The organism is Candidatus Desulfatibia sp. (genome assembly GCF_036446775.1).
In the GTDB taxonomy this organism is placed as follows: Bacteria; Desulfobacterota; Desulfobacteria; order Desulfobacterales; family UBA11574; genus Desulfatibia_A.
In genome coordinates, this window is sequence record NZ_JAZFTO010000268.1 from 1 (window position 1) to 7404 (window position 7404).

Here is a 7404-nt window from a genome sequence, read left to right on the forward strand (position 1 = left end):
GTCTTGCGGTTTTCAGGTTTTTCCAGGAATGATCCTTTAACCCACTGGTTAAAAGCCCCGATGGACGGGCCGCACCATATCTGATAGTCGATTTTGCGTAAAGGATCACCCGCGTTGGCCCAGTTCGAAGATTGGCCCAGATAGGAGCGAAAAACAAGGGCCATTTTGTGCTTGGGATTTTTTTCGGCCCGTTCGATCTGTTGGGGGTCATGACGGGCAAAATAGTTCATGGTTTGCTGCCACTCTTGCCGGAAAGTGCATTTGAAGATGTCCCGTTCCAAAAGCGTTCTTTGTTCTTCGGGAATTTCATCGTAACTGTCGTAGCTACAGTACAGATCATACAGTTTGGCGGCCCGTAGCGGAAACATGGTGCCGCGTTTTAATACCTGCACCTTGACTCCCATTTCAAACATGTCGGCGGCCGGAGCCATGGTCACGTCGGCCTGACTGGCTTCTGCCAGCATATGACGGACCGTTTCGGATGTGCCGGCTTCCACGCACGACTGGTTAACGGAGCCGGTGAGAACATAGGCAGCACCCATTGCAAATGCGGCGGCGGCTGAAGCGGGTGTAGCGATTCCTCCGCCAAGTCCCACGCAAGGGGGGCGGGGGTAGTCATTTTTTTCAGCCAGCTCATCGCGCAGCGAAAGCATGGTCGACAACAATGAAATTGCCGGTCTGTTATCGGTATGGCCGCCGGAGTCGGCTTCGGCGGTCATATCTTCAGCAACCGGTATTGATTCTGCCAGCCGGGCTTCTTGGGCGGTTATCATTTGCCGGTCGACAAGTTGTGTCAGCAGTTTTTGCGGAGGAGGTGATAAGTACTTGCGGGCAACTTCAACCCGAGAAACTTTAGCAATCACCTTGTTGGGGCAAATGATATGACCTTGCGGATCAACATGGATTCCCTTTACCCGGAAATAGACCAGAGGAAGGGTTAAATCGAGATACGCCGATGTACTGACAAGCCTGATTCCTTTTCGTAAGTAAAGGTCAACCGTTGCTGATTCATGCTCAGGATCATGGGGACTGTGAATCAAGTTGAAGCCGAAGGGGATATCTTTTAGGCTTTGCTGCAGCCTGTCGATAGCGGTTTCGATTTTATCAAGAGCAAGGCCGGCGGCGCCGAAAAACCCGATCATACCCGCGTGTCCCGCGGCTTCAACCATTTCAACGGATGTGATGCCGTTGGCCATGGCACCGGCAACATAGGCATAGCGCAAGTTATAGGCCTGTTTGAAACTTGGATCCCCCAGGTTCTCCGGATGAAGGGCCGGAACATAGGCCTCCAGCGGATAACTCTCCGGTCCGGAGAAATCGCCATCCCCGATAGCAATTTTGCCCCCCTGTCCAACCGCAAGTTGACCATCAATATCAAGCAGGATTATCGGACGTGTAGTCCTGAGAATCACCCTGTGAACGGCATGGTCTCCCATGGCCGGCTCTGTATCGCCCTGCGTCCACCAGCCCACATGTGTTTTGTTTTTTGATGATTGCACGTGTTTCCTTTAGCGAATTTTTAATTGATAATCAAGTTTAGCCCGGATTTTTCTTATCATCGGGCAGGATGAGCTGGATTAGGTCAACCGGAAGATGGAGAGTTCTTTTAATAATTCCCAACAACCCTTTGCCCACTTCCGAAGGTGCCAGAGGAGTAACATTAAGATTGTCCAGAGGGCCTTTAATTTTAAAAGGGATGGTGATAAAATTGCCTCCCAGGATAGTGCTGACCAAAGGGATTTTTTTAACAACAAAGTCGACGGGTTTCAAAGGCGCTACAAGCACAACAGCATCTACCTCTTTATTGGTTAAATCAATGCTGCCATGACCGGCGATTTCCATGGCAGTACTGTCGATGACGGCTTCATTTAAGTATAATTTGCCGTTTTGGATGTCAGCTTTAATCTTGACGGAATTATAACCAAAGCCTTCCTGTTTAATGTCCGGCAATTTTCCTTTGAACATTTCGGTTATATTAAGAAGACTTAAAATCTTTATCAACGTTCCGTGCAACCTGCCACTGTGAAAACGGCCTTTGCCGGCGTCAAATTCTAAACTGCCCTCAAGAGATCCGAGGAGTGTTTCATCGGGCTTTTGAGCCGCTGTAATGTCAGCTTTAAAATTGAAGTTGCCGTCAATTTTTACTGATTTGTCTACAAGGCAGGAAAGGGAAGAATGGAGTTCTTGATCGCGGGCAAACGGTTTAATATCAATGGTTATTTCCTGAGGCGATATTTGCAAAGTGCCGGGTGTGGCTATTCCGCATAAATTGGCTTTGGTTATAAAGATTGATGCGGTACCGTCTTTTAAGGCTATGTCAGCGTAGAAAGGGCTCCAGGTGAAGCCTTTATATGTTAATTTTTCGGTCTTTAATTTCAGTGCTCCTCGTACAAGGCTGGGTCTCGCACTTGTACCTGTTTGATTGTTGTTTTTACCGCTCTGATCCAGAGTCTGTTTGAGATTATCCAAATTGATTTCATCGGCGGAAACTTCCATATCGAGGAGGAAAGTTTTAGGGGAGAAATACACTTTTCCTTGCAGGTCAAACCGGTTGTCCGCCCACGACAGGTCCGCTGATTCAACCCGGATATAATTTTTGTTTGTTTTCAGAGAAAGGTTGTTTACGACCAACGGCGCTTTCATTTTCCAAGGAACGATAAAATTTTTAACCTTTAGTTCGCCCTGGACCGTCGCGCTTGCAGGTTGATCCAATTGCAGGTGAGTATGGAAATCACCTTTTATCCAGCCGCCAAGCATTTTATTTTCAAGCATGAGATGATCCATGGTTGCTTTGTTCAAATTTCCGCTAAAGGAAAGGTCAAGCTCCCTGTTTGCTAAGGCAAGTTTAAAGGAGACATGCGATTCGGGGTCCTGAATGACCAATTTTTTAATGATAAATTCAGCGGGGCTCAGAAAAATGTCCCCGGAGACTTTAAGACCCTGCGGCAACGCCAGATGCCCTGAAAGCGTTGTTTCCCGACGGTTGTTCCAGGTCAGATGCATTGCTGAAATCGATACAGGCGACCTTATGTCAAGTTCGGGGGGCAAGTTTAGATGCTTGGATATCCGTTCGATGGCATTCTGACCTATTTCGCCCTGAAATCTCAGATCCAGGTTTTGAACGCCTTGCAAATAGCCGCTGACGGTACCTGAGGTCTGCAATGACGAGTCTGCAAGTTTTGCTTGCAAGTCAGTGATTGCAATATCTTTTTCGGTGGTTTTGAAGCTTCCACTTATTACTTCCAAAGTTTCTGAGTAAAGGCGTGTTTTGATTTTTAAGTTTTTAACTGCACCGGTCGATTGAAAATGCCAGTTTTCCGGCTCCAGCAGGGGGCCTTTTACTTTCAGTGCAGAAAATTCAGCAGCACCTTTGACGGACTCTATGTTTTTGAGGTTACTGTTCAGAGCTTCAAAGGATGCAAGCCACGGATAGATCTCTTCCAGAATAATTCCCATTTTACCGGATTTGACCTCCAGATACGGCGCTTTGTCCCAGTTAAGCTGCATGGAGAGCCCGGAAAAGGAAGATCTGCCAAGACTACCGCTTAAATCCTTGACCACGGCTTTGGTTCCTTGGAATGAGTAATCTCTCCCGTGAAGTTGCAGAGGATATGGTATGTGCTTGTAATTGGCCCACAGATCAAAGCGCGAGATCTCAACACTAATATTGATATCGGCTAAGCTTTCTCCCAGGACAAGCTTTCCAGTCGCACTTCCTTTAGCGTCTTCGATAAGCGCTGCTTCTTTTTGAAAGGCTTCATTATCAATCAGGCGTTTCAAAAGGGGGGGGAGCTGGGCCAGATCAGCTTCAATGGCCATATCCAGATGAAACGGGGCATCTTCTTCCTTTAGACCCAGTTTCAAGGTCCCCTGGCTTGCCCGGGAGTTTCCCCAGCGTGCTTCAAGATTGTGCCCCTGCAAGATGCCCTTGGAAATCGTCACGTCCCCTTTGACTTTCTTTAAATCCAGATCAACCTCCGGGACAAAAATTTCACCATCGAGCATGCGGCCCTTGATAATGATGTTTTCCAATTTTCCCAGATCTTCCAATGAATTTCCATGGGCGGCAAAGGTAATCAAGGGCAGCTGGCCCCCTTTGACGATGTCAAAAATTTTTTGAACAACAGGTATTTCTCCGGCCAGAGATAGAGCGACTTTCCTGGCTGAGGAAATATCTACATCGATGCCCTTCAGTTCCAGATCAATAGAAGGGGTTGGTGATTTAAGTAAATGGTTAATCTCCAGTTTTCCGGAGAAACTGAGCCCGGGAGGATCAAGTTTTAGCTCCGCAAGAATAAACGATGATTTATCTGCATCCACATGCATACTCCCTTGCAGGAATATACTTTTCCAGGGACCGGATTTACATTGGATGTCAAAGTTGACGGTGTCGGCTAGAAGATCGATGCGGGCATTAATATCCATTAATTTAAAACCGGTTTTTGCCCCTGTACGGAAGTTCAGGCGGCCGTTCTCCACTAAAAAAAGAGCCCCCAATGCTTTTGTTGACATCAAACTTAAAGCAGCACCGATTTTTTCTTCAACAGTTTCAAGCGCTAAAGACTTTAGGTCCTCGTCTTTTGGTTCTGATTGTTTATGCAGCCGGATCTCAATGTCAGGAGTATTGACATCAATGCGGGCAATCTGAACTTTTCCGATAAAAAGAGGTAATATTTTGGGGTAAATCGCTAAGGACGCCAGAGTTCCGGAAGCGGTTTCGGGGATGGAGAAATTGCTCTGGTGAATCGTTATGTGAGGTTGCGGAAAAAATGATAAAGTAAGCCGTTGAAGTTCAACCCGGCCGTTAATTGCCTGTGAAGCTTCAGTCTGAATTCTGTTTATGATCGCTTCTTGGTTGATAAACTTATCGGAAAGCAGAACTAAAACGGACAACAGGAATACCAGGATAACGCAACATCCGATTATCCAGAGAGTTGTCTTTTTGAGCTTGGTCGTTTCAGACATCTTTCAACAAACGGTTGGCGGGAGCTTTGTCGATTTCACTGCGAAAGGACTGCAGGGCCTCCGCTAAAACCTCAAGCTCCCGTGTCCGGGCTACATTTAAATTGTTTTCACCCTTATTCTCCAGGGCATCGATAATGAATCCAATGCTTAAAGTATTGATGTCGCGGGCCGGCTGGAAGGCGGTTTCTTTCTTTTTGTTGGAAGACGTTGCCGACAAAATGCCGCTGCCAATCAGATCTTCAAGGATTTGTTGTGCCAGGCGCGGGGGGATATTAAGGTGTCGGGAAATCTGTTGAGCCGTTTCCGGGTTTTCACCGTTTTTAAATTTTTTAATGAGCAGATGGGTGATTTGCAATGCAAGGAGTTTTTTGAAAGCTATACTGGCTTTTTGATAATCAGGTTCAAATTCGTAGTTGGCAACATTTTGATGCGCGCAGGAAATTTCAGCGCCTAAGAGAACGATCAGCCAGCTCAATTGCAGCCATATTAAAAACAACGGCAAGGCTGCAAAACTTCCATAGATGGCATTGTATTGGGCGACATTGATTTGTGCGCTGATATAAATTTTCTGGGATAGATGGAAAAAGGTACCAGCAGCAATGCCGGCCAGAATTCCGGAAGAAAAATTTACGCGGGCATTGGGCATGACCATGTAAATCAAGGTGAACAGCATCCAGATCAGGCCGTAAGGGATTATTGTGAGAGCTACAAAGATCAGCGGGCTGACTATTTCCGGAAATGCGGTTTCGCCTGTAATGGTCATAACCTGCGAAGTGATGTACACATTCACACTGCTGGATACGATGATCAGAATGGGGCATATCAGCATGATTGCAAGGTAATTACTGAATTTGCGGCCGAAGGAGCGCGGCGCAACACTCCAGATGTGATTCAAAGCGTTTTCAATGTGGTGTAAAACCTTTATTACCGACCAGAACAACAATACAATACCAATACCGGCAATTAGACCGCCCTGGGTGTTTTCCAGAAGCGAGTGGGCAAAATTGATAATTTTTAAAACTACTTCCTCCTGACCTGCAAAACTCTCCAAAACCTGTTTTTCCAACAGCTTTTCGAATCCAAAGCCTTTGGCAATCCCAAAGGCCAGGGCCGCCACCGGGACGATGGAAAGCAGGGTATAAAAGGTGAGGGAAGAAGCACGCATAGCGCAGTTGTCGGTGGCAAAACCGCGGATTGTAAGGAGAATGGTTCGCAATAAACGGATGATAAGGGCTTGCGGCTGTTTAACCGTAGCCAGCGGAGTTCGCCAAATTCCGGTTTTCAGATAATTAAAAAGGTTTAATGGGCCTTCCCGGATTTTTTTCATAACTAAATTACGAAAGTTTTAAGTGTTAGGTTGCATGTTTTAAGCCATTGGTATGAATTGTTTTAAAACAAAACTAACAGAGGCTAGCTGTGTTGTCAACCGTACATTTTATGCAACATCGTAAAATTACGACTATTTTAGGCATTGGCTTTTGGTTGGTTTCAGTATGATCCAGAGTTTTTTCATTTTGTTTAGTTTAAGTCATTCTGGAGCAAAAATGAGATTCAACATCATCCTCGGGGGTGATATTTTGCATGCATTTGCTTGAGGTGTTCCCGGGCTACATGGGTGTAAATCTGAGTTGTGGCAATATCGGCATGACCTAGCATGACCTGCACGGCTCTCAAATCGGCACCGCCTTCCAGAAGATGGCTGGCAAAAGAGTGCCTAAAACTATGCGGTGTGATCTTTTTAGCAATCCCTGCCTGTAGGGCATATTGTTTTAACAATTTCCAGAATCCCTGGCGGGTCATGGGTTTTCCAGCTCTGGCAACAAACAGGTAATGGCTGACACCGCCTTTCAAAAGCTGCGGTAGGGCGGTTTTAACGTAATTGCCGAGTCTTTTTTGGGCATAATGGCCGATGGGGACGATCCGTTCTTTTGAACCTTTTCCAATGACCCTGACAAAACCAGCTTCCGTGTTGATATCCAGTAATTTAAGATTCACCAGTTCGGACACCCGCAGTCCGGCAGCGTAAAGAAGTTCAATCATGGCGGCATTTCTAAGGCCTAAGGGAGTCTGGGTGTCCGGGACACTTAATAGGAGTTTAATCTCTGAAACGGAAAGGACATCCGGAAGTTTCAGGCCGCTTTTGGGCAGATCAATCAGTCTGGCAGGATCGTGTTTGATAATTTTTTCCTGTACAAGATACCTGTAAAAACCCCTTAAAGTGACCAGGTGCCTGGCGGTTGACCTTGCTTTCAGGCCGCCGTCTCTCAGACTTATCAGGTATGTTAATATCAAAGGCGTGTCAGCATCTGAAATCTGCTTGCCCCCTTTTTGTTTTAGATATTCAACATATCTGGAAATATCCCGGCTGTAGGATTCAATCGTGTTTTTTGAAAGGCCCTTTTCGAGAATCAGGTAATTTATATACTGATCAACAATAAC

Annotated in this window: 4 protein-coding genes; all 4 read right to left on the reverse strand. The window is 46.2% G+C overall.

Annotated features, from left to right (window positions below; translation table 11 throughout):
• A partial coding sequence (locus tag V3S16_RS12815) for a PfaD family polyunsaturated fatty acid/polyketide biosynthesis protein (RefSeq protein WP_413885539.1) occupies positions 1-1499 on the reverse strand: 1499 nt, incomplete at its 3' end.
• A gap of 37 nt (positions 1500-1536) precedes the next feature.
• Complete coding sequence (locus tag V3S16_RS12820) at positions 1537-4965, reverse strand: AsmA-like C-terminal domain-containing protein (protein WP_413885541.1); 3429 nt, start codon at positions 4963-4965, stop codon at positions 1537-1539.
• Complete coding sequence (locus V3S16_RS12825; protein WP_413885543.1) at positions 4958-6292, reverse strand: YihY/virulence factor BrkB family protein; 1335 nt, start codon at positions 6290-6292, stop codon at positions 4958-4960. The genes V3S16_RS12820 and V3S16_RS12825 overlap by 8 nt, the downstream gene beginning before the upstream one ends.
• A 230-nt stretch (positions 6293-6522) precedes the next feature.
• Positions 6523-7401 carry a site-specific tyrosine recombinase XerD gene (xerD, locus tag V3S16_RS12830; protein ID WP_413885545.1) on the reverse strand — a complete coding sequence of 293 codons (879 nt, stop codon included), beginning with the start codon at positions 7399-7401 and terminating at the stop codon, positions 6523-6525.
• Between the last annotated feature and the right edge of the window lie 3 nt (positions 7402-7404).